Annotated in this window: 22 protein-coding genes; 11 read left to right on the top strand and 11 right to left on the bottom strand. The window is 71.2% G+C overall.

Annotated features, from left to right (window positions below; all coding sequences use genetic code 11):
• Positions 1-40: 40 nt before the first annotated feature.
• From der to cmk, 3 genes are read right to left on the bottom strand one after another with little or no spacing between them, the layout of a single operon-like run.
• The gene (gene der / locus QSK30_RS24715; protein WP_285506221.1) at positions 41-1,450 is read right to left on the bottom strand and encodes a ribosome biogenesis GTPase Der; all 1,410 of its coding nucleotides are present in this window, start codon (positions 1,448-1,450) and stop codon (positions 41-43) included.
• Entirely contained in the window at positions 1,443-2,087 is a 645-nt protein-coding gene (locus QSK30_RS24710) for a lysophospholipid acyltransferase family protein (RefSeq protein ID WP_285506219.1), read from the bottom strand. Before QSK30_RS24710 ends, der begins: the two co-directional genes overlap by 8 nt.
• Positions 2,084-2,770, bottom strand: coding sequence for a (d)CMP kinase (gene cmk / locus QSK30_RS24705; protein WP_285506236.1), 687 nt, complete (start codon positions 2,768-2,770; stop codon positions 2,084-2,086). Before cmk ends, QSK30_RS24710 begins: the two co-directional genes overlap by 4 nt.
• Before the next feature lie 275 nt (positions 2,771-3,045).
• Between cmk and QSK30_RS24700 the strand changes: the two genes are divergently transcribed.
• From QSK30_RS24700 to QSK30_RS24690, 3 genes are all read left to right on the top strand, one after another.
• Positions 3,046-4,239, top strand: coding sequence for an AGE family epimerase/isomerase (locus tag QSK30_RS24700; RefSeq protein WP_285506217.1), 1,194 nt, complete (start codon positions 3,046-3,048; stop codon positions 4,237-4,239).
• A 161-nt stretch (positions 4,240-4,400) separates the two neighbouring features.
• On the top strand, positions 4,401-5,042 hold the full coding sequence (locus QSK30_RS24695) for a TNT domain-containing protein (protein WP_285506216.1): 642 nt from the start codon (positions 4,401-4,403) through the stop codon (positions 5,040-5,042).
• Positions 5,043-5,428: 386 nt separating this feature from the next.
• Positions 5,429-6,169 (top strand): S1 family peptidase, encoded by a 741-nt coding sequence (locus QSK30_RS24690; protein ID WP_285506214.1) that lies wholly within the window; start codon positions 5,429-5,431, stop codon positions 6,167-6,169.
• Positions 6,170-6,387: 218 nt separating this feature from the next.
• On the opposite strand, the gene QSK30_RS24685 is transcribed toward QSK30_RS24690, so the two are convergent.
• Positions 6,388-7,020: a DUF998 domain-containing protein gene (locus QSK30_RS24685; protein WP_285506212.1), complete on the bottom strand. Its 633-nt coding sequence runs from the start codon at positions 7,018-7,020 to the stop codon at positions 6,388-6,390.
• Positions 7,021-7,217: 197 nt separating this feature from the next.
• Here QSK30_RS24685 and QSK30_RS24680 point away from each other — a divergent pair, with 197 nt between their 5' ends.
• The 5 genes from QSK30_RS24680 to QSK30_RS24660 all read left to right on the top strand — a co-directional run bounded on the left by QSK30_RS24680 (position 7,218) and on the right by QSK30_RS24660 (position 11,659).
• On the top strand, positions 7,218-7,559 hold the full coding sequence (locus QSK30_RS24680) for a YciI family protein (protein WP_285506210.1): 342 nt from the start codon (positions 7,218-7,220) through the stop codon (positions 7,557-7,559).
• Entirely contained in the window at positions 7,556-8,788 is a 1,233-nt protein-coding gene (locus tag QSK30_RS24675) for an RNA polymerase sigma factor (protein WP_285506208.1), read from the top strand. Before QSK30_RS24680 ends, QSK30_RS24675 begins: the two co-directional genes overlap by 4 nt.
• Before the next feature lie 61 nt (positions 8,789-8,849).
• Positions 8,850-9,293, top strand: coding sequence for a L,D-transpeptidase (locus QSK30_RS24670; protein ID WP_285506206.1), 444 nt, complete (start codon positions 8,850-8,852; stop codon positions 9,291-9,293).
• A 200-nt stretch (positions 9,294-9,493) separates the two neighbouring features.
• A complete protein-coding gene (locus QSK30_RS24665) occupies positions 9,494-10,039 on the top strand; it encodes a hypothetical protein (protein ID WP_285506205.1) in 546 nt (181 codons plus the stop codon).
• An 87-nt stretch (positions 10,040-10,126) separates the two neighbouring features.
• Complete coding sequence (locus QSK30_RS24660; protein ID WP_285506202.1) at positions 10,127-11,659, top strand: substrate-binding domain-containing protein; 1,533 nt, start codon at positions 10,127-10,129, stop codon at positions 11,657-11,659.
• Between the two features lie 3 nt (positions 11,660-11,662).
• Here the strand turns inward: QSK30_RS24660 and QSK30_RS24655 are convergent, their stop codons facing one another.
• Together QSK30_RS24655 and QSK30_RS24650 are read right to left on the bottom strand one after the other, a co-directional pair.
• On the bottom strand, positions 11,663-12,334 hold the full coding sequence (locus tag QSK30_RS24655) for an ABC transporter ATP-binding protein (RefSeq protein ID WP_285506201.1): 672 nt from the start codon (positions 12,332-12,334) through the stop codon (positions 11,663-11,665).
• A complete protein-coding gene (locus tag QSK30_RS24650) occupies positions 12,331-13,275 on the bottom strand; it encodes an ABC transporter permease (protein ID WP_502871882.1) in 945 nt (314 codons plus the stop codon). The genes QSK30_RS24655 and QSK30_RS24650 overlap by 4 nt, the downstream gene beginning before the upstream one ends.
• A gap of 583 nt (positions 13,276-13,858) precedes the next feature.
• On the opposite strand from QSK30_RS24650, the gene QSK30_RS24645 reads away from it, so the two are divergent.
• The 3 genes from QSK30_RS24645 to QSK30_RS24635 all read left to right on the top strand — a co-directional run bounded on the left by QSK30_RS24645 (position 13,859) and on the right by QSK30_RS24635 (position 17,695).
• The gene (locus QSK30_RS24645; RefSeq protein WP_502871881.1) at positions 13,859-14,947 is read left to right on the top strand and encodes a sensor histidine kinase; all 1,089 of its coding nucleotides are present in this window, start codon (positions 13,859-13,861) and stop codon (positions 14,945-14,947) included.
• Positions 14,944-15,561, top strand: coding sequence for a response regulator (locus tag QSK30_RS24640; protein WP_285506198.1), 618 nt, complete (start codon positions 14,944-14,946; stop codon positions 15,559-15,561). The genes QSK30_RS24645 and QSK30_RS24640 overlap by 4 nt, the downstream gene beginning before the upstream one ends.
• Before the next feature lie 166 nt (positions 15,562-15,727).
• Positions 15,728-17,695, top strand: coding sequence for an APC family permease (locus QSK30_RS24635; RefSeq protein WP_285506196.1), 1,968 nt, complete (start codon positions 15,728-15,730; stop codon positions 17,693-17,695).
• A 772-nt stretch (positions 17,696-18,467) separates the two neighbouring features.
• Here QSK30_RS24635 and QSK30_RS24630 read toward each other — a convergent pair.
• The 5 genes from QSK30_RS24630 to QSK30_RS24610 all read right to left on the bottom strand — a co-directional run bounded on the left by QSK30_RS24630 (position 18,468) and on the right by QSK30_RS24610 (position 26,730).
• A complete protein-coding gene (locus tag QSK30_RS24630; RefSeq protein ID WP_285506195.1) occupies positions 18,468-18,923 on the bottom strand; it encodes an RICIN domain-containing protein in 456 nt (151 codons plus the stop codon).
• A gap of 117 nt (positions 18,924-19,040) precedes the next feature.
• Positions 19,041-19,508 (bottom strand): MarR family winged helix-turn-helix transcriptional regulator, encoded by a 468-nt coding sequence (locus QSK30_RS24625; RefSeq protein WP_285506194.1) that lies wholly within the window; start codon positions 19,506-19,508, stop codon positions 19,041-19,043.
• Between the two features lie 51 nt (positions 19,509-19,559).
• Positions 19,560-21,389, bottom strand: coding sequence for an asparagine synthase (glutamine-hydrolyzing) (gene asnB / locus QSK30_RS24620; RefSeq protein WP_285506193.1), 1,830 nt, complete (start codon positions 21,387-21,389; stop codon positions 19,560-19,562).
• A 187-nt stretch (positions 21,390-21,576) separates the two neighbouring features.
• Positions 21,577-25,089 carry a M20/M25/M40 family metallo-hydrolase gene (locus QSK30_RS24615; RefSeq protein WP_285506192.1) on the bottom strand — a complete coding sequence of 1,171 codons (3,513 nt, stop codon included), beginning with the start codon at positions 25,087-25,089 and terminating at the stop codon, positions 21,577-21,579.
• Between the two features lie 267 nt (positions 25,090-25,356).
• On the bottom strand, positions 25,357-26,730 hold the full coding sequence (locus tag QSK30_RS24610; RefSeq protein ID WP_285506190.1) for a helix-turn-helix domain-containing protein: 1,374 nt from the start codon (positions 26,728-26,730) through the stop codon (positions 25,357-25,359).
• Positions 26,731-26,874 lie beyond the last annotated feature (144 nt).

Raw genomic sequence — 26,874 nt, 5'->3', positions numbered from 1 at the left:
CCGCGGCCCGTGGGACCCACCGGCCGCGGCCCGACCACCGCTAGGACTTGCGGGCCTTCTTCTCCCGCACCCGCACCGAGATCCGCACCGGGCTGCCGGTGAAGCCGAACTGCTCGCGCAGCTTGCGCTCGATGAACCGGCGGTAGCCCGCCTCCAGGAAGCCGCTGGTGAACAGCACGAACGTCGGCGGCCGGGTCTGCGCCTGGGTGGCGAAGAGGATCTTGGGCTGCTTGCCGCCGCGGACCGGCGGGGGGGTGGCGGCGATCAGGTCGGACAGCCACGAGTTGAGCTGGCCGGTGGAGACCCGGTGGTCCCAGGAGTCCAGCGCGGTGCGCAGGGCCGGGGCCAGCTTGCGCACCGAGCGCCCGGTCAGCGCCGAGACGTTGACCTTCTCCGCCCACGGCACCCGGACCAGGCCGCGGTCGAGCTCGCGCTCCATGGCGTAGCGGCGGTCCTCGTCGACCAGGTCCCACTTGTTGAACGCCAGCACGCAGGCCCGCCCCGAGTCGACCACCATCGAGAGCACCCGCAGGTCCTGCTCGGCGATCGGCTCGGCGGCGTCGAGCAGCACGATGGCCACCTCGGCGGACTCGATGGCCGCCTTGGTGCGCAGCGAGGCGTAGTACTCGGTGCCGCTGGCGAAGTTGACCCGCTTGCGCAGGCCCGCGGTGTCGACGAAGCGCCACACCTGCTCGTCCAGCTCGACCAGCGAGTCGACCGGGTCCACGGTGGTGCCCGCCACCGAGTCGACCACCGCGCGGTTCTCGCCGGTGAGCCGGTTGAGCAGGCTGGACTTGCCCACGTTCGGCTTGCCGACCAGCGCCACCCGGCGCGGGCCGCCGACGGCGCCGAAGACCTCCTTGGGCGTGGCGGGCAGCTCGGCCAGGATCCGGTCGAGCAGGTCGCCGGAGTTGCGCCCGTGCAGCGCGCTGACCGGGAACGGCTCGCCCAGGCCCAGCGACCACAGCGCGGCCGTGTCGGCCAGCAGGCGCTCGTCGTCGACCTTGTTGGCGACCAGGATCACCGGCTGCTTGGACCGGCGCAGCACCCGGGCCACGGCCTCGTCGGTGGTGGTGGCCCCGACGGTGGCGTCCACGACCAGCACCACCGCGTCGGCGTGCGCCATCGCGTACTCGGCCTGCGCGGCGATCGCCCCGGGCAGCCCCTCCAGGCCCGGTTCCCAGCCGCCTGTGTCGAGCACGGTGAAGCGGCGGCCGCTCCACAGCGCGTCGTAGGCGACCCGGTCGCGGGTGACGCCCGGGATGTCCTGCACGACCGCCTCGCGGCGGCCGAGGATGCGGTTGACCAGCGTGGACTTGCCCACGTTCGGCCGCCCGACGATGGCCAGGACCGGCTGCGGGGCGTTGTCCCCGGCACCGTCCCCGCCGATCCCGTCGGCGATCTCGGCCCACTCGGACTCGTCCGACCAGGTTCCATCCAGCTCAGTCATGACTCTGCTTTCGTACGACATCCAGCTCGTGCACCAGGCCCGCGAGGCGGACCCGGATCTGTTCGGTGGCCTCGGCCAGGCCGGTGCGCCCCTTGCCGACGGCGAGCTCGAACGGCTCGCCGACCAGCACGTCGACCACCGGTCGGAACCGCCGCCGGGTGCCCGCGGGCCGGTGCGTGCCGCGGGTGGCGACCGGCAGCACCACGGCGCCGGAGCCGCGGACCAGCCAGGCCGCGCCCTGCTCGGCGGCGGTGACGTCGCCCGCGCCGCGGGTGCCCTCCGGGAAGATCCCCACCAGGCCGCCGTCGCGCAGCACGGCCAGGGCCGTGGTCAGCGGCGTCCGGTCGACCTCGCCCCGGCGCACCGGGATCTGCCCGATGCCGCGCAGGCCGCGGCCGGGGAGCCCGGTGAAGAGCTCCTCCTTGACCAGGAACACCGAGCGGCGCGGCAGCATTCCGAAGATGATCTGCGGTTCGAGCATCGAGCTGTGGTTGGCGACCAGCACGACCGGCCCGGTGCGCGGCACCCCGGCCAGCCCGCGCACGCGCAGCCGCAACGCCGGTCGGAACACGAACCGGCCGATGAACCGGCAGGTGTCGTGCAGCCAGGGCAGTGCGCCCTGGGGCAGTTGCGTCATCGGCCGGCCGCCGCGTGGTCGAGGCCGCGGTCGCGCACCATGGCCAGCAGGTGCGCCAGCACGCCTGCGACGTCGAGCTCGGTGGTGTCGACCTCGACGGCGTCCACGGCCGGGCGCAGCGGCGAGGCGGCCCGGGTGGAGTCGAGGTGGTCGCGGCGCGCGACGTCGGCCAACGTCGCGTCCACAGTGGACTGGAGACCGGCGGCGCTGTCCTGCGCGGTGCGGCGCGCGGCGCGGGCGTCGGCCGAGGCGGTCAGGTAGACCTTCAGCCCGGCGTCGGGGACCACCACGGTGCCGATGTCGCGGCCCTCGACCACGATGCCGCCCAGCCGCGCCTTGGCCTCGCCGATGAGCTGCCGCTGCCGGGCGACCAGCAGCTCGCGCACGGCGGGCACCGCGGAGACGGCCGAGACCGCCTGGGTGACCGCGGGGGTGCGGATCTCGGCGGCGACGTCGACCTCGCCCAGGTGGACCTCGGCGACCGCCGGGTCGGTGCCGATCCGCAGGTCGGCGGACTCGGCGCAGCGCAGCACCGCGGCGCTGTCGGTCGGGTCGACCCCGCCGCGCAGCACCTGCAGGGTGACCGCGCGGTACATCGCGCCGGTGTCGAGGTAGGCGGCGCCGAGCGCGGTCGCGAGCCTGCGGGCGACGGTGGACTTGCCGGTGCCCGAGGGGCCGTCCATCGCGACGACGCCACGCAGCTCACCCTGTCCCACCGCATTGCCTCCAGTTCGCCCCGACCCGCTCTTGGCGCACCATTCTGCCTGGACGGCCCCGCCGCACCCGGACGCGGGGTTTCGATCCCGCCGGATCGGGAACCGCCGCCCGGCCCGCGGGGAAGCGCCGATCAGGTGGCCGATCGGCTCGTGACCACCGGGTCCGTGCCGTGCGGCGGTGTCCCGGGGGTTGGGGCGGGGCGACACAATGGGCGGGTAACCGTCGAGCGTGAGGACCGCCCGTGACCGATCACACCTGGTTGGCCGCGCAGCGGCGTGCGCTGGTCGACTTCGCCGCGGGGTCGCTGCTGCCCGGCGGGGGTTTCGCCTGGCTGGACTCGGCCGGTGTCCCGCTGCCGGACAAGCCGCTGGCCACGTGGATCACGGCGCGCATGACGCACGTGTTCGCGTTGGAAGAGGGGCTCGGTGACGCTGACGCGGCACGGTTTGTCGACCACGGCATCGCGGCGCTAAGAGGGCCGTTGCACGATGACAAGCACGGTGGTTGGTTCAGCTCGGTCGAGGACTCCACCAAGGCCGCCTACGAGCACGCCTTCGTGCTCTTGGCCGCGTGCGGGGGACAGGCCGCCGGTAGGCCGGGCGCGGAGGCCCTGCTATCAGAGGCTCTTGACGTCGTGGAGCGCTACTTCTGGGACGACGAGGTAGGCCTACCGTTCGAGAGTTGGGACGCGGACTGGTCCACTCCGGAGCCCTACCGCGGCGCCAACAGCACGATGCACTTCGTCGAGGCGTTCCTCGCCGCGGGCGACGTCACCGGCGACCCGGTGTGGCACCGGCGCGCGCTCGGCATGGCCGAGCGGCTGGTGCACGGCGTCGCCGCGGGCCTGGACTGGCGGATCCCGGAGCACTTCACCCCCGCTTGGGCGCCCGACCTGGACTACAACCGGGCCGACCCGCGCCACCCGTTCCGCCCCTACGGCGGCACCGTCGGGCACTGGCTGGAGTGGGCCCGCCTCCTGCTGCACCTCGAGGCGGCCCTGGGCGCCGACGCCCCGGACTGGCTGCTGCCCGACGCGCGGGCGCTGTTCGACTCGGCGGTCCGGCGCGGCTGGGCCGTCGACGGCCACCCCGGTTTCGTCTACACCCTCGACTGGGACGACCGCCCGGTGGTGCGGGAGCGGATGCACTGGGTCGTGGCCGAGGCCGTGCTCAGCGCGTCGGCGTTGCGCAAGCGGACGGGGGTGGACGACTACGCCCGCTGGTACGGCGTCTTCTGGGACTACGCGCGCGCCCACCACATCGACGCCGAGCGCGGCGGCTGGCGGCACGAGCTGTCGCCGGACGGCACCCCGACCGAGACCGTGTGGCCCGGCAAACCCGACACCTACCACGCCTACCAGGCGACCCTCTTCCCGTTGCTGCCCCTGGCACCCGCGGCCGCGAAGGCGATTCGCGATCCACAGTGGACTTTGTGACTCGTCCACTCGGGTGAGACCGGTCTACCCGCTGTCGTCGTGTCCGAGGCGGACGGGTGAAACCGGCGCCCGCGCGTTCCGGTGTGGCCACCCATCGGGCTAGCGTCATGCCTCGATCGGGGGATCATGGCTGTGCCACAACGGTTTCACGGAGGTCTTGAGTGCACTGGACACGGCGTCTCGGCGTTGTCCTCGCGGGTCTGCTGACGGTCTTCGCGACCGTCACCCCGGTGGCGGCGCAGGCCGCCCCGGCCTCGCTCACCGAGTGTTCGACCGAGCTGTACCAGGGGGACCGGCGGCTCGGCCCGCAGGAGCTCCCGCTGCTCGGCCAGGTCGGCCTGCAGCTGCTCGGGTACAACCGCAGCGGCTACCGGCCCACCGAGCAGTTCCTGGCCGAGTACTACGACGCGGGCACCAGCTCGTGGCGCTACCCGCCGCAGGACGGGTACGTGCTCGACCACTCGGGCGCGCCGGTCAAGTGGTCGCAGTCGCTGCGGCCGGGCACCCGGATGGACCGCTACGGCAGCGAGTACGGCTCGTTCCTGGCCCCGACCGGGCTGCCCTACACGACCCGGTCCATCCCGCCGTCGAACCTGGTGGGCACGCCCGCGGCCGGGTGCAACTACCACGACTACCGGGTGCTCAAGGCGTTCACCGTCTACGCGGGCCCGATCGCGCCGTGGTTCTACCAGACCGGCGGCGGCCTGCAGTACCAGCTCAACGGCACGCTCATTCCGGGCGCCCCCGCGACGGTAAACGTGCTCTGGCTGATCGACAACGGATATCTGCAGCGCCTGCGCTGACATTTACCAGACTGCGGACAGCGGGAATCCGGCACGCCGGGTTCCCGCTGTTCGTTTTTCGGACACTTTCCCCGATCGGCATTGTGTTCGACCGCGAATTGGTGACCGCTACCTTCGTCGGATTGGCGACATCCCTGGTCAAACCGGACCTTTCGGGCGTCCATTCGGGTCATAAGGCGTGGCGATAACCGAGGCGAATAGCGGCTCAACTGTGAAAAACCGTCCCAGATAATGGTATCCACGGGCTTGCGCTCAGATCACGGATCGGTGCATATTCGTGGGGCGAAAACGATCGACGTGATTACGACTTGGCTGCGTCGGTATTTCGCTTGCTGTCCCGTTATATGTCCTGTCCTGCCATATGTCCTCGTCCAACCCTGCAAGGCGTGCACAACGCCGATTGGAAGACTCTTATGCGCAGATTTATCGCGGCCCTGGCCGTCGCCGGTGCGGCGGTGCTCTCGATCGTCGGCTCGGCCTCGGCCAGCCAGACCGGTGAGATGCAGCCCAGCATCATCGGCGGGCACAACGCGACCGAGACCTACTCGTGGATGGTCTCGCTGAGCAACGGCTGCGGTGGCAGCCTGGTGGCCCCGCAGTGGATCGTCACCGCCAACCACTGCGGCAGCGCGTCGCAGGGCCGGATCGGCTCGACGAACAAGAACTCCGGTGGTGAGCTGCTGCGCATCGACCGGCGCGTCACCAAGTCGGGCACCGACCTCACCCTGATGCACCTGTCCACCGCCTCGACCAAGGCGCCGGTGAAGCTGGCCACCTCGAACCCCGCCTCCGGCGGCGGCGTGCGGCTGCTGGGCTGGGGCTGCCTGAACTGGCCGTCCTGCAGCACCCCGACCACCCTGCAGGAGATCGACCTGACCCTGCTGCCCGCCAGCCGGTGCTACGCCGGTGGCGGCACGTCCACCGACATCTGCGTCTCCGGCGACCGCACGCACTCGGCCTGCCACGGCGACTCCGGCGGCCCGGCCGTCGTGGGCACCCGCGGCAACTGGACCCTGGTCGGCGAGACCCACGGCCCCGGTGACAACGGCGGCGAGTGCGCCACCACCACGCTCTACACCGGGATCGCGGCCAACGTGACCTGGATCCGCCAGCAGACCGGCAGCTAGCCCGGTCACGCGCTACCGCCGCACCTCGCACGCGGCGACGGCGGTAGTCGGACGCCGGGGGTCCCCACCGGGCCCCCGGCGTCCGGCTCGTCCCAGATCGGCCGCCCGGGGCGGACCCACTCGCAGGACGGTGCGGGCCGGGAGCGCCCCGGGCGGTCACCGCGCCGCCCCGGCCACCACATCCCCGGTGGCCGGGGCGGCGCACTGGTCGCGGCGGCCTACCGGTCGCGCCCCGGTCGCAGGTCGCCGAGGATCGCCTCGCCCTTGGTCAGCCAGGAGACGCCGAAGGCCAGGATCGCGCCCGCCTCCAGCCACAGCGCCGGGCGCAGGTGGGCGGTCTGCGGGTCGAGGAAGAACCCGAGCACGGCCATCAGCGCCAGGCACGCCAGGATCGCGATCCCGCACACCAGGTAGACCGCGTTGCGCTGCCGCTTGCGCCGGTCCGGTGTCGGGTCGTCCGACTTGCGGAACAGCACCAGGCTGAAGAACGCCAGCGTCAGGAAGAACACCGCGGCGAAGGCGATGTGCAGGGCCGCGACCACCCGGTCGCCGCCGGTGGGGTTCGGCGGCAGCGTCGGGAACAGCGCGATGCCCACCGCGGCCACCGCCGCGATGTTGCCCGCCATGTCGTCGACGCGGCCGTAACCCCGGTAGGACAACAGGAACACGCCGACCGCGCACATGGCGCCGACCAGGATGTCGCGCACGTCGCTGTAGTAGTAGCCGCTGATCGAGTTGCGCATGCCGCCGTCGGCGAGCAGGTTCCCGACGACGAGCACGACCGGCAGCGCCAGACCGATCACGCCGATCGCGCGGCGCAGGTAGAGGTAGGAGTGGACGAGGGTGTCCATGCGGCCTCCCGGGGGGACTCGGACTGTGGTGATCGCTTGATCGACCATGGTCGCGGACCACAAGCGGGCCGCGGTCCGCTGTCACCGGATGGTTACGGAAAACAGTCGCCCCGGAGGTGTCCTGGAGCGGGCCGCCCGTTCGTACCTAGGGTGAGGTCCGGCCGACGCGGCCGGACGCGACACCCGAGGAGCACGCCATGCCCACCTACGCGGCCCTGATCTACACCGCCGACGTCGACTGGTCCGACCCCGCGCGCGCCGAGACCACCGCGGCCTACCAGGAGTTCGGCGCGGCCGCGGCCACCGTCATCCGCGGCGGCGCGGCGCTGTACCCGACCGCCACCGCCACCTCGGTGCGGGTCAAGGGCAAGGGCGGCGAGGTCATCACCACCGACGGCCCGTTCGCCGAGACCAAGGAGGTGCTCACCGGGTTCTACCTGCTCGAGTGCGCCGACCTCGACGAGGCGGTCGCGGTCGCGGCGCGGATCCCGTCGGCCTGGTCCGGCACCGTCGAGGTCCGCCCCGTCATCCCGATGTGACCCCGCCCGACCCGGCCGCCACCGCCGCCCTCGTCCGCCTGGTGCGCGACGAGGGCAGGCGGGTGCTGGCCACGCTCGTCCGGGTCCTGGGCGACCTGCGGCTGGCCGAGGACGCCGTGCAGGACGCGGTCCTGCGCGCGCTGGAGACCTGGCCGCGGCTGGGTGTGCCGCCCGAGCCGCGGGCCTGGCTCACGCTGACCGCGCGCCGCCGCGCGGTGGACCTGCTGCGTCGCGAGGCGGCCCGCGGCGGCAAGGAGGCCGCCGCCGTGGACCCGCGCCCGCCCGAGCCGGAGCCCGCCGCCGCCGTCCGCGACGACCTGCTGCGGCTGGTGTTCACCTGCTGCCACCCGAGCCTGGCCGAGGCCACCCAGGTGGCCCTCGCCCTCAAGGTCCTGTGTGGACTGTCGACCGCGGAGGTCGGGCGGGTGCTGCTGGTGCCCGAGGTCGCGATGGCCAAGCGGCTGACCCGGGCCCGGCAGAAGATCACCCTCGCCCGGATCCCCTACCGGGTCCCGGAAGCGCACGAGCTGCCCGACCGGCTGCGCGGCGTCGCGGCCACGGTGTACCTACTGTTCACCACCGGCTACGACGCGGTCGACAACGCCGCCGCGGCCGACGAGGCGCTGCGGCTGGGCAGGCTGCTGCGCGAGCTGATGCCCGACGAGCCCGCCGTGCTCGGCCTGCTGGCGCTGATGCTGCTGCAGCACTCGCGGCGGGCCGCCCGGTGGGACGCCGAGGGCTACCCCGTGCTGCTCGCCGACCAGGACCGGTCGCGGTGGCGCCCGGAGCTGGTGGCGGAGGGGGTTGTCCTGGTGGGGGAGGGGCTGCGGCGCTCGCCCGGGCGCCCGGACCCGTACGTGGTGCAGGCCGCGATCGCCGCCTGCCACGCCTTGGAGCCGACCGACTGGGCCGCGGTCCGCTCCTGGTACGACGTGTTGCTCACCGTGTTGGACACCCCGGTCGTGCGCCTCAACCGGGCGGTGGCCACCGGCGAGCTCGACGGCCCCGCGGCCGGGTTGTCCGAGGTGGAAAGCCTTTCCGGGCTCACTGACTATCCACTGTGGCACGCCGCCCGCGCGGAGTGGTTGGCCCGCTTGGGTCACCCGATCGAGGCAGACGAGGCGTACGCCCGGGCGGTGGGGCTCGCGCACGAGGAAGGCTTGCGGCGTCACCTGATCCGGCGGCGTTCCCGGCTGGGGGGTTGGCCGCGGACCGGACGGGGTACATGATCGATACCTGAGACAGCGCCAAACACGAGCCCGCCCACGGCGGGCGGATGGGAGGTCGACCATGGGAACGCTGCGCAAGACCCTCGGCGTCGCCACGATAATGGCGGCGATCGGCACCGCGGGGGTGCTGACCGCACCCGCGGCGAGCGCTTCGGCGGCACCGTGCGGGAAGCAGGCGAGGGCGTGCGTCTCGCTGGGCGCGAACGCCGCGTGGCTGATGCGGAACGGGGCCGTCACCTACGGCTCGGTCCCGATCACCAGCGGCAGGCCGGGCTACCTGACCCCGCCCGGCACGTTCACCGTGACCTACAAGGACATCGACCACTACAGCCAGGCCTTCAACGGGCCGATGCCGTACTCGGTGTTCTTCACCAGGAGCGGCATCGCCTTCCACGAGGGCAGCCTGACGGTGAAGTCGCACGGCTGCATCCACCTCTCGCACGAGGCGGCGAAGATGTTCTACAACAACCTCGCACCGGGTGATGTGGTGCAGGTAGTGGCCTAGCCACGGCGAAGAGGGCCCCGGACGGCGCGTCCGGGGCCCTTTCCGCGCGCCCACCCCCCGTGCTCCGGACTTCGACCACCCGGGGGTTCCCGTCGCCAGTGGGTGTGCCGGACGTCCGTTGTTCGGCCCGGGCGGGGGCGCTGTTCACTTCCCCCTGGGAACGTCCGGCGATCGGTGTCGGCGTTCGGGAGATCAACAGCATGCGTGGTGCGCTCGTGGTGGGTGTCGGCTTGGCGGTCTTGCTGGGCGCGAGCCCGGCGGGGGCCGAGCCGGTTTCGGTGCGCGCGGCGGGTTCGGTCGAGGTGGCGGGTTCGGTCGAGTCGATCAGTGTGGCGGTCGTGCCGGGAGAGCTGGTGATCTCGGTGGACCTGCGGCCGTTGCGGCTCCCGGCGGTGGCTCGGGAGGGCGGTTGGTACACCGCTTCCGGGGTGCTGAGCCCGGTGACGGTCACCGACACGCGGGCGGGGAATCCGGGGTGGAGCGCGTCCGGGCAGCTCAGCGAGCTGGTCGGGGAGTCGGCGACGGTCGGTGCCGAGTGGCTGTCCTGGTCGCCGGTGGTGGTCGACCAGTCGGCGGTGCAGGTGGTGACGGCCGGGCCGTCGATGGCGGGGCTGGGCTCGAGCCGGGTGCTCGCCCTTGCCGGGCCGGACGCCGGGCGCGGGACGGCGCACTTGACGGCTGGTCTTCACCTGCTGGTGCGCGCCCCCGGCCCCTACGCGGCGACGCTGACGTTGACCGTCATCTAGCGCCGTCCGTCGTTCACCCGCCGTGGGCGGGCCGTTCACCCCTGCGTGCGAGCGTCACGGACAGTCACAACTGGGGAGTGTGCTTTGGTGCGTATCGCGGTCCTGGGTGCCGTCATGTCCGCCGCGCTGGTCGCGGGAGTCCTGCCCGCGGCGGCCGAGGCCTACCCGTCGATCTCCGGGACAGGATCCACGGCGGCGTTCAACCTCGTCGACCAGTGGCGGTTCGAGCTGAACCAGCGCGGTCTGCGGGTGAACTACGTGGGCACCGGTAGCACCGACGGGTTGACCCAGTTCGCGGCGTCCCAGACGCACTTCGCCGCCACGGAGCTGACCTACCCGCAGTCCAGCGTGCCGCCGCCCGCGCGGCCGCTGCGGTACCTGCCGGTCGCCGCGTCGGCCACCGTGCTCGCGGTCAACCTGACCGTCGGCGGCCGCAAGGTCACCGAACTGCGGTTGTCCGACGAGCTGGCGGCCAAGGTCTTCACCCGGGCGGTCACCGACTGGTCGGACCCGGCCATCGCCGCCGAGAACCCCGGTCTCGCGCTGCCGTCGCTGCCGATCGTCCCGGTCGTGCGCGCGGACTCCGCCCCGACCACGCTGGCGTTCACCCGCTGGCTGGCGCAGGCGCCCGGGTGGGACGACCTGTGCCCGTCGTGCGTGCCGAGCACGTCCTTCCCGAGCGTGGGCGGGGTCGTCGCGCAGTCCGGCTCGATCGGGGTCACCAACTACGTCCGCCAGCGACCGGGCGCGATCAGCTACGTCGAGCGGTCCTACGCGCTCAACGCCGCCCTGCCGACCGTTGCCCTGGCCAACGCCTCCGGTGCCTACGCCGCCCCCGACCCCGCGGCGGTCACCGCCGCCCTGGCCTCGGCCACGTCCGGTGTGGACGGATCGGTGGACTACTCGCCAGTCCTGCGCAGCCTCGACCCGGCCGCGTACCCGTTGTCGGGCTACACCTACTTGGTCGTGCCGACCGCTCTCGGCCCGCGCTTCACCGCCGAGGAAGGGCGCGCCCTCGCCGACTTCGTGTCCTACGCGGTGTGCGACGGGCAGCAGAACGTGGCGCGGCTGAGCTTCGCGCCGCTACCCGCCGCGCAGGCCCGAGCCACTCGCGACCAGCTCACCGCGATCCCCGGCGCGACCGCAGGCCCGCGCGACTGCGCCGGGCCACAACCGCCCGCGCGGCAGGACATCACCACCGTGGTCCAGCCGGGGGAGCTGCTGATCTCGGTCACCCCCGGCGCGGTCGTGCTCCCGCCGCCCGCGATGACACCGGACGGCGCCATCCGGCTGACGGCGGGCTCGCTCAACCCGATCACCGTGACCGACACCCGCGCGGGCGACCCGGGCTGGTCGGTGTCCGGCCAGGTCACCGACTTCACCGGCACCGAAGGCACCATCGGCGCGGCCAACCTGACCTGGAAACCCGTGGTGGTCGACCACTCGCCCGTCCAGGTCGTCACCGCGGGCCCGCCCGCGGACCTGTCCACCAGCCGGATCCTGGCCACCGCGACCCGCGGCGCGGGCACCGCGCACCTCACCGCGGACGTCGAGCTGCGGGTGGCCACCTCGGTACCCGCCGGGACCTACTCGGCCACCCTGACCCTTACCGTGATCTGATCCTTACTGGGATCTGACGGCGCCGTCGGCCAGGGTCACAAGCGCGTCAGTGGACGCCAGGTGGCTGGTGTCGTGGGTGACCAGAACGGTCGCGATGCCCTCGGCCCGGGTGTGCGCGGCGAGCAGCTCGACGATCGCGGCACCACGTTCGTGGTCCAGCGCGCTGGTGGGCTCGTCGACCAGCAGCACAGACGGGCTCACCATCAACGCCCGAGCGATGTTGACTCGCTGCCGCTGCCCACCGGAGAGCTGGTGCGGACGCCGGTGCGCCAACTCGCCGATCCCGACGCTTTCCAACAGCAGCAACGCTTTCGCCCGCGCCGCGCGAGTCAACTGGCCGTCCAGGTGGGCCATCACCTGCAACTGCTCGACCGCAGTCAACGCGGGCAGCAGGTTCGGCTGCTGGAACACGATCCCCACCGCGCGCCTGCGCAACGCGCTCAACGCCGCGCGACTCAGACCGGCGGTGGTGGTGCCGCCGATGCTCACCTCCCCGGAGTCCGGTCGGACCAGGGTCGCGGCCACCGCCAACAGGCTCGACTTGCCCGAGCCGGACGGACCGACCACAGCCGTGAGCGACCCGGCGGGCACCTCGAGGGTCACCGCGTCCAACGCCGTCAGCCGCCCGGCGCCGTCGGGGTAGGTCAGCGTGACCTCGTTCAGGGACAGGCTCATCGAGTACTCCCGAGCGCGGTCAGCGGGTCGACAGAGGTGATGCGGCGGATGGACAGCGCGGCACCGAGCAGGCCGAGCACCACGATCACCGCACCGGGCAGAGCAACCGTCGGCAGGTCCAGCACGAACGGCACGGCGGACCCCACCAACGCACCCAGACCCAAGGCGATCGCGGTGCCCACCACCGCACCAATGGCGAGCAGTACCAACGCCTGACCGAGAGCGTCGCGCAGCAGATAGGGCGTCGATGCTCCCAACGCCTTCAGCACCGCGACATCGGCCCCGCGTTGGATGGTCCAGACGGTGAAGAACGCGCCAACGACCAGCGCCGAGATCGCGAAGAGGAACCCACGCATCAGCTGCAGCGAACCATTTTCCGCCGCGAAGGACCCGATCTCGGCCAACGAGTCACCCAGTTCCACCGTGTGCGTACCAAGGGAACGGTCGGCTGCCACGAGGTCGATGTCTGAAGTAGACAGAGCCAACACGGTCGCGGGCGCATCGGCGGGAAGGGTGACCCACACGACCGGGGCATGGCTGTAATAGTCCTCTGTGGATGTTGGGACTGCTTGGTAGGAATCAGCCCCGATACTCAGTGTGCTGCGCCCGCCAACCCCGGACGACACCACCGCCACCCCCTGCCGCAACCTGACCGGCGCCAACGGCGACCCGTCGGGGACAGCGAACACCGCGACCCCGACCGACCGCCCATCGACCTGCGCCCGAGTCATGCTGATCCGCACCGGCGTCGCAGACCGAACCCCGGGCACCCGAGCCCAAGCCTGCGCGACGTCCGCGCCAAGCACCGAATCGGCGAACCCGGCGTCAGCCGCGAACACCAGATGATCGGCAGGCAACCCCGCCACCGCCGAGGTGTTGCGCGCCCCCAGCCCGGCGGTCAGCCCCGACAACAGCCCCACCAACACGGTGATCAGCACCACCACCCCACCCATCAACCCGAACCGCCCCCGGGCAAACCACAGCTCACGCCACGCCACGAACACTCGACTTCCCTTCCCTGACCGGACCACCCGGCCCAGACCAAGCCTGTCCGGAAACACCCGCCCAAGGCATCACGCGCGAGATCGAACCCCACCAACCAGACGGTCCACAGGGCACTCAACCTTCCGATTGAGAGGGCGGGTGGAGAGAGAGGGCAGGAGGAGAGAGAGGGGGAGGAGGTACCTCGGAACAAGAAACCCGCCATCGCTGGTACCGCAGCCGAAGGCCGACCCCGCTGGTTCCGGCGGCCCCGCTACGGATGCTCGATCTAGTGGACTCGCTTCGTGTGGGGGAGGAGTGCCGCTAAACTTGCCGTGTGGTGGGGATGCCCTTCACCCGCCCTTTTTTCACCACCGCGGTGCTCTAGGGGCCCCACACGAAGCGAGTTCACTAGATCGAGCCCCGCTTGTAAGCCGGGCAACTCAGGGCAGCAACACCCATCAGGTCAACGCGGGTCCACTTAGACCTTCAACCTTTCGATTGATGCCCACCCCCACAGCCACGTTTACCCTGGTAACCACTGTGACCACGCGCCTACTCACCGCCTGCCCCCACCTACTAGCCCTCGCCCTGCTAGTGCTCCCGGCCGTCCGCGACCTGGCCACCGCAGCCCTGTGCGCCGCCACCGCCATCGCCTACGCGCTCACCACTCGGCACCCGGGCTGGCTGGCGCCGCTGTCCGGCCTCTGGCTCGTCCTGCTCGCGCTCACCCCCGACGGGATCTGGTTCGCCTTCCCGCTCTACTTCGCCCACCTGCGGCTGCTCCCCGCCCGCTGGGCCGTCCCCGCGGTCGTGCTCACCGCTGCCGCCGCGATCGGTGGGTTCGGCTGGCACCGGCACGCGCTCACCCTCGGCATGGTGGTCGGGCCCGCTCTGGGCGCCGCCGTCGCGGTGGCCACCGTGCTGGGCTACCAGCGGTTGCACCGGGAGAGCGAGCGCCGGCGCGAGCTCATCGAGGAGCTCACGGCCACTCGTGGCGACCTGGCTGCCGCGCAGCACGCGGCTGGGGTGCTCGCTGAGCGTGAGCGGCTCGCCCAGGAGATCCACGACACCGTCGCCCAGGGGCTGGCCAGCATCCAGTTGCTGCTCACCGCCGCTGAGCGGACCGCAGTAGGCCCTGCGCTACCGCACGTGCGCGCCGCCCGTCAGGCCGCCGCCGACAACCTGGCCGAGGCCCGTCGGTTCGTCCGCGACTGGAGTCCACCCGACCTCGACGGTGGCTCCCTGCCCGCCGCCCTGGGCAGGCTGTGCGCCACTACGGCCGCCGCGTCCGGGCTCGCCGTGCGCTGCCACGTCTCGGGCACCGAGACCGCGCTGCCGACCACCCACCAGGTCGCGCTGCTGCGGATCGCCCAGTCCGCGTTGGCCAACGTGGTCACCCACGCCCGCGCGGGCTCCGTCGAGCTGACCCTGAGCTACATGGACGACGAGGTCGCCCTCGACGTGGTCGACGACGGCGTCGGCCTGTCCACCCCGCCCGAGTCGGGGAGCGGTTTCGGCCTGGCCGCCATGCGCGCCCGGGCCCGCGCGCTCGCGGGCACGCTGGCCGTGGAGTCGGCCCCGGGCGCGGGCACCGCCGTCGTCGTGACCCTGCCCTGGCGTCCGGCGTGATCCGTGTACTGATCGCCGACGACCACCCGGTGGTCCGCGCGGGCCTGCGCGCGGTCCTGGAGACCGAGCCCGACCTGCTCGTCGTCGGCGCGGCCGGCACCGCGCAGGAGGCGCTCGAGCGGGCGGACGAGGCCGACGTCGTGCTCATGGACCTGCGCTTCGGCCCGGGCATGTCCGGCGCCGAGGCGACCGCCCGGATCACCGCGAGGGGGAGCGCGGTCAAGGTCCTGGTGCTCACCACCTACGACACCGACGCCGACATCCTCACCGCGATCGAGGCGGGCGCCACCGGCTACCTGCTCAAGGACACGCCACCGGAGGAGTTGGCGGCTGCCGTGCGCACGGCAGCCGCAGGTCGCTCCGCCCTGGCGCCCACGGTCGCGGCCCGGCTGATGGACCGGGTACGCACCCCAACCGAGGCACTGAGCCTGCGCGAGATCGAGGTGTTGGGCCTGGTGGCGGCGGGGCTGTCGAACGAGCGGATCGCCCGGGCCCTGCACCTGAGCCAGGCCACCGTGAAGTCCCACCTGGTGCACGTCTACGCCAAGCTCGGCGTCGACTCGCGCACCGCTGCGGTGGCCGTGGCCACGAGTCGTGGGCTGATCGAGCGCTGATCGCGGCATTCGCGGCTAGATGGGCGAATTGTCGGTCTATTGAGGACGCGACGCACTCGTGCGGGCGGTGGTCGCCACATCCATCTGTGGCGGGTCTTTCGCCGATGGCGGCCCCGGCTGGGGCATGCTGTCACCGCCACGCCACTGCGCACCGCGAGGGACCCCGATGACCACGCCGCCCGACTACGCGTTCCCCACCAGGGTCGAGTCCCACTCCAAGGGCGGACCACCGCGCGGGCGGCTCAACCGGTGGCTGATGGAGCACCGGGTCGCGCCCGTCGGCCGGGCGGGGGAAGAGGAGCACGGGCAGCCGCAGGCGTGGTGGAAGGTCATGTGCCTCACCGGCGTCGACTACTTCTCCACCCTGTCCTACCTGCCCGCCATCGCCGCCGTCGCGGCGGGCGCGCTCTCGCCGATCGCCACCCTGCTCATCGTGGTGCTCACCCTGTTCGGCATGCTCCCGATGTACCGGCGGGTGGCCAAGGAGAGCCCCAACGGCCAGGGCTCGGTCGCGATGCTGGAGAAGCTGCTGCCGTTCTGGCGCGGCAAGGTGTTCGTGCTGGTGCTGCTGGGTTTCGTGGCCACCTCGTGGATCATCACCATCACCCTGTCGGCGGCCGACGCCACGGTGCACATGGTGGAGAACCCGTTCTTCCCGTCCTTCCTGCACGGGCGCGAGGTGCTGGTCACCGTGGTGCTGCTGCTGATCCTGGGCGGGGTCTTCCTGCTCGGCTTCAGCGAGGCGGTGATCGTGGCGATCCCGCTGGTCGGGGTGTTCCTGGCGCTCAACGCGGTGATCGTGGTGGCGGGCGTGGTGGAGTTGGTCGCCCACCCCGAGCTGGTGTCGGACTGGTGGGGCGCGCTCACCTCCGGCGGCAACATCGCGGGCCCGGCCATCCTGGCGTTCCCGTTGCTGGTGCTGGGCCTATCCGGCTTCGAGACCGGCGTGAGCATGATGCCCCTGGTCGCCGCCTCCGGCGCGGACGCCAAGGAGCGACTCGCCTCGCGCGTGCGCAACACCCGCAAGCTGCTCACCACGGCCGCGCTGATCATGTCGGTGTACCTGGTGTCCACCAGCCTGATCACCACGGTGCTGATCCCGAAGAAGGAGTTCGAACCGGGCGGCCAGGCCGTCGGCCGCGCCCTGGCGTACCTGGCGCACGCCAAGCTGGGCGAGGTCTTCGGGACGGTCTACGACGTCAGCAGCATCCTGATCCTGTGGTTCGCGGGCGCGTCCGCGATGGCCGGCCTGATCAACATCGTGCCGCGCTACCTGCCGTCCTACGGCATGGCCCCGGAGTGGGGCCGCGCCGTGCGCCCGGTGGTCCTGGTCTACACCGCGATCTGCATCGTCATCACCATCGCCTTCGGCGCCGACGTCAACGCCCAGGCGGGCGCCTACGCCACCGGCATCCTGGCCATGATGGTCTCCGGCGCCTTCGCCGTCACCGTCTCCGCCATCCGCCGCAAGGCCCGCGGCTCGGCCATCGGTTTCACGGTGCTGACCCTGGTGCTGCTCTACGCGCTGGTGGCCAACGTGATCGAGAAGCCGGACGGCATCACCATCTCGGCCATGTTCGTCGCGGGCGTCATCCTGATCTCCCTGGTCTCCCGCGTCACCCGCACCACCGAACTGCGCGCCGACCACATCGAGTTCGACGACGAGGCCCGGCGGTTCATCACCGACTCACTCGACTACGACGGCAAACTGAACCTGATCGCCAACAAGCGCCAGGCGGGCGACGAGGCCGAGTACCGGGCCAAGGAAGCCGAACAACGCGACCTCAACCCGGTCCCCGGCGCCGCTGACGTGATCTTCCTGGAGATCGACGTCATCGACCCGTCCGAGTTCAGCGACATCCTGCGGGTCACCGGCGTCGAGGTGGCGGGATTCCGAATCCTGCGCGCGGCAAGCCCGGCAGCACCGAACGCCATCGCCGCCATCCTGCTGGCCCTGCGCGACGCGACCGGGGTCCGACCGCACTGCCACTTCGAGTGGTCAGAGGGCAATCCGCTGCACCACGTCTTCAGGTACCTGATCCTGGGACAGGGCGACACCGCACCGGTCACCAGGGAAATCATCCGGGCGGCGGAATCGGACCCGACCCGCAGACCAGGCATCCACGTCGGTTGATTGTCGGTTGGTGATGTTAGTGCGGCAAAGATACTTCAGCGGTTGCAGGTATCTTCGCTGTCCAGTTGCAGTTGCAGTCGCGGTGTTAGTTTCAGTTGTAGTTTTGGTAAAGCCGACCTCGCTGGAAGACAGCGCCCGCTACGAATGCTCGATCTAGTGGACTCGCTTCGTGTGGGGGAGGAGTACCGCTAAACTTGCCGGTGGTGGGGAATGCCCTTCACCCGCCCTTTTTTCACCACCGCGGTGCTCTAGGGGCCCCGCGCGAAGTGAGTTCACTAGATCGAGCCCCGTCTTTACTCGGGCAGCCCATGTGTATGTGCTGCGTGCGGGGCGACGTGCCTGGCTCGTGCCGGGGTCGACCCGCGGGTTGGCGCTCCACATGGGCAGCCGGATTAAAGCATGGGTGCTCGATGAGGTGAACCGCCTTCGTGTGGGGCCCCTAGAGCACCGCGGTGGTGAAAAAAGGGCGGGTGAAGGGCATCCCCACCACACGGCAAGTTTAGCGGTGCTCTCCCCCCACACGAAGGCGGTTCACCTCATCGAGCACATTCGTAGCGGGGCCGGCGGTTCCAGCGGGATGGGATTAGAGATTGAGGGACAGAGATAAAGATAGGGATATAGAATAGGGGTGAAGATGAGGGGGTGGGCTGGGCATAGAAATTGTGGCTGGAGTTGGGGGATGAGTGAGCGGGCAAAGTGAGTGAGCTGGTGAGTGAGTGAGTGAGTGAGTGCGGTGTGGCGGTGCGGTGCGGACCGTTCGGTGCGGGAGTTGTCAGTCTTCCAGGATCCAGCGTTGGGTGTTGGTCGGGTATTCGGCATTGGTGAAGACGTAGCCCGCTCGGTCGGTGTCCAGGACGAAGCCGGTGGCCAGGTTCTCGATGCGCCGGGTGCCTGCGCCCGCCTTGTGGATGATCCACTTCTGGTAGGTGTAGACGAACCGTGGACTCGTGTAGACGGTGCCGGTCTCGTTGCTCTCCAGGTAGCGACCGGTGGCGACGTTGCGGATTCGGACCGTGTCGTGGCCCGCGTCCTCCAGGACCCACTTCTGGAACTTGTTGGGCTGCGCCGGGTTGCTGAACACGTTGCCCTGGACGTCGGTGTCCAGGGCGCGGCCGGTGGCGAAGTTCTCGATCCTGACCTTGTCGGCGGCCACGTCGGCCGAGGCGGGTAGTGCCGTTCCCAGCGACACGGCGGTGAACAGCAGCACGATCAACGCGCGCAGTCTCATCTGGACTCCTCGGTGAGATCCTCCGGCGCCCGGGGGAGCGCCGCAGAGGATTCTCGGCCCCGGAACCCGCGCCACGGTCGCGTTCCCGCCCGCCGTCATGCTGCCGCATGTCGGAAGTCACCCGGGTCGGTGGCCTCGTTCGTGGCCCGGTGCGGTGCGTGACGGGAGGTCGGCCAGCTTGCGCAGGGTCGGGATGGTGGCGCGCACCTGGTCGGCCTCCGCCTGCGTCAGCTGGAGCAGGCGGGCGGCCAGTTCGTCGGCCTCGCTGTGGGCCACCGACCGGATCCGGCGCTCGCCCTCCTCGGTGAGCTGGACGCGTACGGCGCGGCCGTCGTCCGGGTCCGGGGTGCGCTCCACGAGGCCCGCCGCGGTCAGCGCGGCCACCACGGTGGTGGCCGTCGGCTGGGAGCTGTGCACGCGCGCGGCCAGTTCGCCGACCCGCAGCGGGCCGTGTTCTACCAGGGTGGAGAGGACTACCAGCTGGGTCGGGGACAGGCCGGCGCCGCCGCGCAGGCTGCGGATCACCCGGTGCAGCGCGACGACCAAGTCGAGCGCGGCCTGGTCGTGCGCACCGTCCGCCGCCATCGTGTGCCTCCCGGGGCCGCCGCGGGCGGCGGGGGCTGTCCCGCCGTCGGGTCAGGACAGTCGCACCCGGGGGCGGTAGATGTCCAGCCACACCGCCAGGTCGAGCACCCGCTCCAGGCCGAACCGGGCCATCTGGCCGATGCTCGCGGGGTCGAGCTGGGCCATCTCCTCGACCGCGCGGTGGTCCACCAGGTCGAACAGCGCGTGGTCGCGGGCGACCACCAGCTCCTTCACCTGCTGCTGCAGCTCCACGGTGTACCTCGGGTCCTGTGTGGACGGGTACGGGCTCTTCACCCGCTCCGCCACCGACCGCGGCAGCACGTCCCGGGTGGCCGCGCGCAGCAGGCTCTTCTCCCGGCCGTCGAAGGTCTTGAGCGACCACGGGGTGTTGTAGACGTACTCGACCAGCCGGTGGTCGCAGAACGGCACCCGTACCTCCAGCCCCACGGCCATGCTCATCCGGTCCTTGCGGTCGAGCAGCGTGCGCACGAACCGGGTCAGGTGCAGGTGGCAGATCTCGCGCATCCGGCGCTCGTGCGGGTCCGCGCCGGGCAGGTGGTCGACCTCGGCAAGCGCCGAGCGGTACTGGTCGGCCACGTAGCCGGGGAGGTCGAGCAGTGCCTCCACCTCGGGCACCAGCCCGCTGCGCGTCGGGATCATCGACTGCGCCGCCAGCCAGGGGAAGGTGTCCGCCCGCTGCACCTCGGGCTGGTGGAACCACTTGTAGCCGCCGAACACCTCGTCGGCCGACTCGCCGGACAGCGCCACCGTGGAGCGCTGCCGGATGGCCTTGAACAGCAGGTAGAGCGAGCTGTCCATGTCGCCCAGCCCCAACGGCAGGTCGCGGGCGGTGACCACCCTGCGGCGCAGCTCCGGGTCGGCCAGCGCGCTCGTGTCCAGCACGATGTCCTCGTGCGCCGACCCGACGTGCTCGGCGACGTCGTGCACGAACGGCCCGTCCGGGGTGGCGCGCAGCTCGTCGGGCACGAAGTTCTCCGCCTGCCCGACGAAGTCCACCGCGAAGCTGCGGACCTGTTCGGCGCCCAGCTGCCCGGCCGCGAGCGCGGTCAGCGCGCTGGAGTCCAGGCCGCCGGAGAGCAGCACGCACCGCGGCACGTCGGCGACCAGCTGCCTGCGCACGATGTCGTCGAGCAGCTCGCGGACGGTGGCCACCGTGGTCTCGGTGTCGTCGGTGTGCTCGCGGGCGTCGAGCCGCCAGTAGGTGTGCTCGCGCACGCCGCCGCGGTCGACGGTGACCACCGTGCCCGGCAGCACCTCCCGCATGCCCGCCCACACCGCGGCGCCGGGGGTCTTGGTGAAGGTGAACAGCTCCCGCAGCCCCGCCGCGTCGACCACCGGCTCGGCCAGCGGGTTCGCCAGGATCGCCTTGGGCTCGGACCCGAACAGCACCCCGTCGGCGGTGGGGTGGTAGTAGAACGGCTTGATGCCCATCCGGTCCCGGATCATCACCAGCCGCTCGGTGCGCGCGTCCCAGATCGCGAACGCGTACATCCCGTTGAGCCGCTCCGCGATGGCCGGGCCCCACTCCAGGTAGCCGCGCAGCACCACCTCGGTGTCGCTGTCGGTGCGGAACCGGTGGCCGCGGCCCGCCAGCTCGGCGCGCAGCTCGGTGAAGTTGTAGGCCTCACCGCTGTAGACCATGGCCAGCGCGCCCTCGGGGGTGTCCACCGCCATCGGCTGCGCGCCGCCGGGCAGGTCGATCACCGCGAGCCTGCGGTGCCCCAGCGCGGCGTGCCGGGCGAGCCAGGTGCCCGAGTCGTCGGGGCCGCGGCAGGCCATCGTCTCGGTCATCGCCGCGAGCACCGGCCGCGCCTGCGTCAGGTCCTGGTCGAAGCCCACCCAGCCGACGATCCCGCACATCGTGCCTCCCCGTGTGTGTCGTGCCTCCAACTACATTGGTAGCCAATATATGTTTTCTGCGCAATCGAACAGCTACTAAAAGTGACTAATGCCCTGGATGTCCGATCCGGGTGGGCCGCCAAAAGAAGCAGGGGTGGGGCGCCGGAGCGCCCCACCCCTGCCTCAGGTGGGTCTAGCTAGTGCTGGTTCAGCTGGTCTGCAGGGACACGTCGTCGATGACGAAGCTGGTCTGCAGGCTGGCGTCCTCGACACCGTTGAACTTGACGGTCACCGTCTGGCCGGCGAACTGGCCGACGTTGACGTTGACCTGCTGGTAGCCACTGTTGGCGTTGGTGTTCGAGTAGCTCGCCACCGTGGTGCCGCCGACCGTGACGGTCAGCTTGTCGTAGGCGACGTTCTCGGTCTCGTCCGTGTCGATGTGCAGCCAGTACGACAGGGTCGAGTTCGAGCAACCGGCCGGGATGGTCACCGACTGCGCGGCGGAGTCGGTCCGGGCGGAGCCCCAACCGTTCAGCCACGCCTTGTAGGAACCGCCGTGCGCCGGCTCCTGCGCCGAGGCGTCGATCACGCCGGAGGTGGTGGTCCACGGCGAGGTGCCGCTCTCGAACCCACCGTTGGCGATCACGTTCGCGCCGGTGCAGTTGCCCGGGTTGGTGCCGCCGACGGTCAGCGTGTAGGTCGCCGACTTGGTCGTGCTGCCCACGCCCGAGATGGTGATCGAGTAGGTGCCCGCGGCGACCGACGAACCGACGTTGATGGTCGCGGTGGAGGAGGCACCGGTCTGCACCGAGCTCGGGTTGAAGGACACGGTCACGCCCGAGGGAGCGCCCGTGGCCGACAGGGTGACGTTCTGCGCCGAACCAGAGGTGGTCTGGGTCGACACCGTGGTGGTGGCCGAGTTGCCCGGCTGAACCGTGCCCGAGGTCGGGCTCAACGACACCGAGAAGTCGTTGGTCGGGTTCGGCGTGCTGGTCACCGCGAGCTTCCAGATCGTGTACGCCACACCGTCAGCGCTGCGGTCGAGAGCCGTGGCGTTGATGTTGCTGGTGGTGTCGCACGAGCTGTGGTAGCAGGCGTCGTACGCCGCGTTCGCGGTGCCGCCCCACTTGGTGGCCTGGGCCGAGGTCTTGCGGGCCGAGGCACCGGTGGCGTAGCCCGAGGACGGGATGCCCGCCTGCTGGAAGGAGTAGTCGTCGGAGCGGCCTGCGCCCTCGACGTTCTCCTCCGGGGACAGGTTCAGGCTGTTCCAGTACTCCTTGAGCGGGGTGGCGACGGCGGTGTTGATGTTGTTGATGAAGTAGCCACCGTTCTTCGACGCGACCATGTCGAAGTTGTAGTAGCCCTTGATCGCCGTCTTCTGCGCCGAGGTCAGCTGGCTGACGTAGAACTTCGAGCCGTTGAGGCCCTGCTCCTCGTCGGTCCACCAGCCGAAGCGGATGTGCTTGGCCAGGGTCGGGTTCTTCGCCGCGAGCTGCAGGGCGACCTCGAGGAGCGTGGCCGAACCGGAGCCGTTGTCGTTGATGCCCGGGCCCGCGGCCACGCCGTCGAGGTGGGAACCGAACATGTAGGTGTTGTTGACGTCGCCACCCGGCCAGTCGGCGATGATGTTGTTCGACCGGTAGGTGCACGTGGTGCAGACCTGCTCCGACACGGTGAAGCCCGCGGCGGTCAGCTTGCTCTTGACGTACGCGACCGACGCGGTGTAGCCCGCGCTACCGGCGCGGCGGTTGCCGCCGTTCTGCGAGGCGATGGTGCCGAGCTGGGACAGGTGCGCCTGAACCGCGGCCACGTCGATGTTCGGCGCGGTCGGGTTCGGGTCGGGGTCGTTGCCACCGGTCACGGTCAGGTTGTACGTCGCGGTGTGGCTGGTCGCACCGGCACCGGTCACGGTGATGGTGTACGAGCCCGCGGTGACGTTCGCGCCCACGGAGACGGTCGCGGTCGAGGAGGCACCGGACTGCACCGAGGACGGGTTGAAGGAGACGGTCACGCCCGAGGGCTGGCCGGTCGCCGACAGCGAGACGTTCTGCGCCGAGCCCGAGGTGGTCTGGGTCGCGACGGAGAAGGTGCCCGAGGCGCCCTTGGCGATCGAACCCGAGGCCGGGCTCAGCGACAGGGAGAACTCGTTGCCGCCCTGCGGGGTGCAGGAGGTCGGCTCACCGGACTGCGCGGGCAGGGTGATGGCGTCCCACGCGGCCTTGGTGCGGTTGTACAGGTTGCAGGTCGCGTCGAGGTTCTTCGCCGCGGTCAGGGTGGCGACGCGGTACTTCTTGTAGGTCATGCCGCTGGTCTTGAGCAGCATGCCGCCGTAGAAGACGCGCCCGGCGTCCTTGATGCCCACGCCGGTGACCGAGGACGGTCCACCCGAGCAGATGGGGCTGGTGGGCTTGCCGCCGCCGGGGTTGTTGCCCTCGGCCAGCAGGTAGAACCAGTGGTTCAGCGGGCCCGCGGCCGCGTGCACCTCGGTGTTGGGGATCGAGGAGCTGTAGCAGTTCGGGTTGTTGCCGACCTGCGACGGGTTGTACATGTTGCGGATCGGGCCGTTGCCGACGAGGTTGATCGTCTCGCCGACCAGGTAGTCCGGGGTGTCCTTGGCGTTGTTGGCGTACGCCTCGGTCAGGGCGCCGAAGATGTCGCCGGTGCCCTCACCCAGGCCGGCCTCCGAGGAGGTGCCACCGGGGGTGTTCTGGTCGAGGCCGTGGCCGTACTCGTGGCCGACGACGTCCATGGACGCGATCCACTTGCCCGCGGAGTTCTTGCCGATGGTGATCTGGGAGCCGTCCCAGTAGGCGTTCTGCTCGTTCAGGCCGACCTTGGCGGGCCAGCTGCGGCCGGAGCCGTTGTGGCTGGTGCGGCCGAGCCAGTCGCGGAGCATGTTCCACTCCTGCTGGGCGGCGTACATGAGCTCGCCACAGCCGGTTTCCTTGCTGGTCTCCGAGCCGGTGCCCCACGAGTCCGAGGACTTCGAGAACACGGTGCCACCGGTGTAGTCGGCGCACTGCAGGCCGGGGCGGTTCGGGTCCACCAGCCGGTAGGTGCCACCGGAGTTGGTGGTGTCGATGTTGACGTTGCCGTTCCACTCACCGTTGACGGTGCCGTGGGCGGCGTCCTCGACCTTGTCCAGGACCGCGCCGGTGTTGGCGTCGACCCAGACGTTGAGGTGGCTCGGGCCACCCTCCTTGGAGCTGCCGACGAGCACGTGCTCCCAGGCGAGCTTCGGCGCGTCGTTGACGACCTTGACGACCAGCCGGCTGGACTCGACCTTGTCGGTCTTGGCCTGCAGGCCCCGGGAGGTCTGCTCGGCGGCGGCCTTGCCGACGCGGGCCGAGGTGGACGGGACGGCCACCTTCGACTTGGTCGCGGCCATGATGGCCTGCACGCGGCCCTGGCCGTCGGCCAGCACGGTGGCGTCGCCGCCGACGACCGGGAGGCCGCGGTAGCTGCGCTGGTAGCTCACCGAGTAGAGGTCGGCGGTGTAGGGCGTGACCAGGTCACGCGAGTAGGTCTCGTCCGGGCCCTTGGCCAGCGCGTCCGCGCCGCTGGCGGCCGCGCGGTCGGCGGCCGAGACGGCCAGGGCCTGGCGGTCCTGGGTCTGGGCTTGCTGCTCTTGGCTGGCGAACACCGGGCTGACGGTCAAGGCGACCGCCGTCCCAGCGAAGACAGCCAGGGCGACCCCGGCTGTCATCGTTCTGCGCTTCATCGAGTGCTCCTTGTGGGCAGGGTGGTGCTCAGTACGGCCGGGCCCCGCCTTGTGGGCAGAGCGCACCGCCGGTGGGAACGCGGACGTCACCGAGCGCAGCGAAGCATTCAGATATGGCCATGTGACAGTCAATGGAATCCATGCTGGGAACGCCCGATTGTCAACTTCCGGCAAATCCCCATACACCGGGGAGTGGGATGCATTTACCCGCGCCGCCGTGAATGGTGAGGTGAAAGCGGGTGTTCGATTTCCGGACGCGCAAAGTAGTTATGGCCAAGTCGTATGGGGTCGCTGCTCCGCGGTGAACGCCCGGACCTCGGGCACCGCGCCCCAACGGCGCCCCAAGCGCGCCCGAAGACCACCCAGCTCGGCGCTGATCGTGGCCCGACCCGCCAGCTCCGCCTCGCGGGCCACCGGCTCGGCCACCGCCACCGCGGCGTCCGGTTCGCCCGCGCAGGCGTGCGCGTCGGCCAGCCGCAGCACCAGCAGCAGGTACGCCGGGCGCATCCGCTCCGGCACGAGGTCGACCGCCTCGGCGGTCACCGCCACCGCGCGCCGAGCCAGCGCCCGGTCGCCGGTGAGCGCGGCCAGGTCGCGCAGCGCGCCACCGGCCGCCGAGTCGACCCGCAGCCTGCCCATCGAGCCCGCCAGCCAGGGCACCTCGAGCCGGTCGCGCTCGTCGAGCCTGCCCAGCCCGCGCTCGGCCCCGGCCAGGTGCCGCAGGCACTCCACGTCGTCACCGGCCAGCGCGTGGCCGCGGGCGAGCGCCAGGTCGGCCAGGGTGGCGGTCCACGCCCGGCCCGGGTCGGCCGCGGCCATCGCCCGCCCGCAGGCCAGCGCGGTGTCCACGTCGCCGTCGAGCCGGGCCAGCGCGGTCAGCTCGGCCAGCAGCCGCACCCGGGCGCCCACGTCGCCGCCCAGGTCGGCGTTGCGCAGGCCGTGGCCGAACCAGGCCATGCTCAGCGCGCGCCTGCCCCGGTGCAGGCGCAGCCTGCCCGCGATGGCGGCGAAGTAGGCGGCCAGCCGGACGTGCGCGGGGGCGGGCTCACCGCGTTCGCCCAGCCTCGCCAGCGCGTGCAGCAGCCACTCCACCGACTCCAGGATCGTGTCCGAGTGGCTCTCCAGGCTCAGCCGGGTGTACTCGGCCAGCAGCGCGGTCAGCGCGTGCGTCAGGTCCGGTTCGGTGCCGCGCGGCGGGGTCCGGCCGGGTCCGATGAGGGCCAGCAGGTCGCGCGCGGTCGCCAGGTCGGGCACCGGGCACTCGACCGGGCCGTGCAGCGGGCAGCCCAGGCCGTCGGCGGGCAGCGTCGTCGGCCAGAACCGGATCGCCAGCTCGGCCCGCTCGGCCGCGGCGCCGGGCAGCACCGACAGCAGTGTCCGTTGTGGAGGGTCGGGCTCGTGCGCGGGCTCGCGGCAGAGCGCGACCAGTTCGCCACCCGCGCCGAGGAAGTCGTCGAGGCGGTCCACCAGACCCGCGGGCGGGACCCGCACACCGCTCTCCAGCTTGGAGATCAGGCTGTGGTGGTAGCCGACCCGCAGGCCGAGCTGGGCCTGGGTGAGGCCCGCGCGCCTGCGCCAGTCGCGCAGCCGCCTGCCGAACTCGTGCCACTGGCGGGGGTCCCGGGTGGTGTCGGTGGCCATGGCCCCTCCCGGTCGCGCGTCCACCGGTGGCGGCCCGAGCCGGTGCCCGGGCCGTGCGAGCGCGGATCGTAACATCGGCCTTTACCTTCGCCATGTGTCCTGGTTCACACTGGATCCCTGGGAAATAAACAGTGCCGGGAAATC

This window comes from Actinokineospora sp. NBRC 105648, assembly GCF_030269645.1.
In the GTDB taxonomy this organism is placed as follows: Bacteria; Actinomycetota; Actinomycetes; order Mycobacteriales; family Pseudonocardiaceae; genus Actinokineospora.
Note: the sequence above shows the minus strand (reverse complement) of the source record. Positions and strands in the feature narration are given on the sequence as shown.

What these genes read in the sequence shown, in the direction of transcription:
- QSK30_RS24680 (WP_285506210.1), top strand. Translation starts at nt 7,218, where the DNA reads ATGCCCACCTACGCGGCCCTGATCTACACCGCCGACGTCGACTGGTCC.
- QSK30_RS24655 (WP_285506201.1), bottom strand. Translation starts at nt 12,334, where the DNA reads ATGAGCCTGTCCCTGAACGAGGTCACGCTGACCTACCCCGACGGCGCC.
- cmk (WP_285506236.1), bottom strand. Translation starts at nt 2,770, where the DNA reads ATGGACGGCCCCTCGGGCACCGGCAAGTCCACCGTCGCCCGCAGGCTC.
- QSK30_RS24665 (WP_285506205.1), top strand. Translation starts at nt 9,494, where the DNA reads ATGCGTGGTGCGCTCGTGGTGGGTGTCGGCTTGGCGGTCTTGCTGGGC.
- QSK30_RS24630 (WP_285506195.1), bottom strand. Translation starts at nt 18,923, where the DNA reads ATGAGACTGCGCGCGTTGATCGTGCTGCTGTTCACCGCCGTGTCGCTG.
- der (WP_285506221.1), bottom strand. Translation starts at nt 1,450, where the DNA reads ATGACTGAGCTGGATGGAACCTGGTCGGACGAGTCCGAGTGGGCCGAG.
- QSK30_RS24710 (WP_285506219.1), bottom strand. Translation starts at nt 2,087, where the DNA reads ATGACGCAACTGCCCCAGGGCGCACTGCCCTGGCTGCACGACACCTGC.
- QSK30_RS24610 (WP_285506190.1), bottom strand. Translation starts at nt 26,730, where the DNA reads ATGGCCACCGACACCACCCGGGACCCCCGCCAGTGGCACGAGTTCGGC.
- QSK30_RS24625 (WP_285506194.1), bottom strand. Translation starts at nt 19,508, where the DNA reads ATGGCGGCGGACGGTGCGCACGACCAGGCCGCGCTCGACTTGGTCGTC.
- QSK30_RS24670 (WP_285506206.1), top strand. Translation starts at nt 8,850, where the DNA reads ATGGGAACGCTGCGCAAGACCCTCGGCGTCGCCACGATAATGGCGGCG.
- QSK30_RS24615 (WP_285506192.1), bottom strand. Translation starts at nt 25,089, where the DNA reads ATGAAGCGCAGAACGATGACAGCCGGGGTCGCCCTGGCTGTCTTCGCT.
- QSK30_RS24635 (WP_285506196.1), top strand. Translation starts at nt 15,728, where the DNA reads ATGACCACGCCGCCCGACTACGCGTTCCCCACCAGGGTCGAGTCCCAC.
- asnB (WP_285506193.1), bottom strand. Translation starts at nt 21,389, where the DNA reads ATGTGCGGGATCGTCGGCTGGGTGGGCTTCGACCAGGACCTGACGCAG.
- QSK30_RS24685 (WP_285506212.1), bottom strand. Translation starts at nt 7,020, where the DNA reads ATGGACACCCTCGTCCACTCCTACCTCTACCTGCGCCGCGCGATCGGC.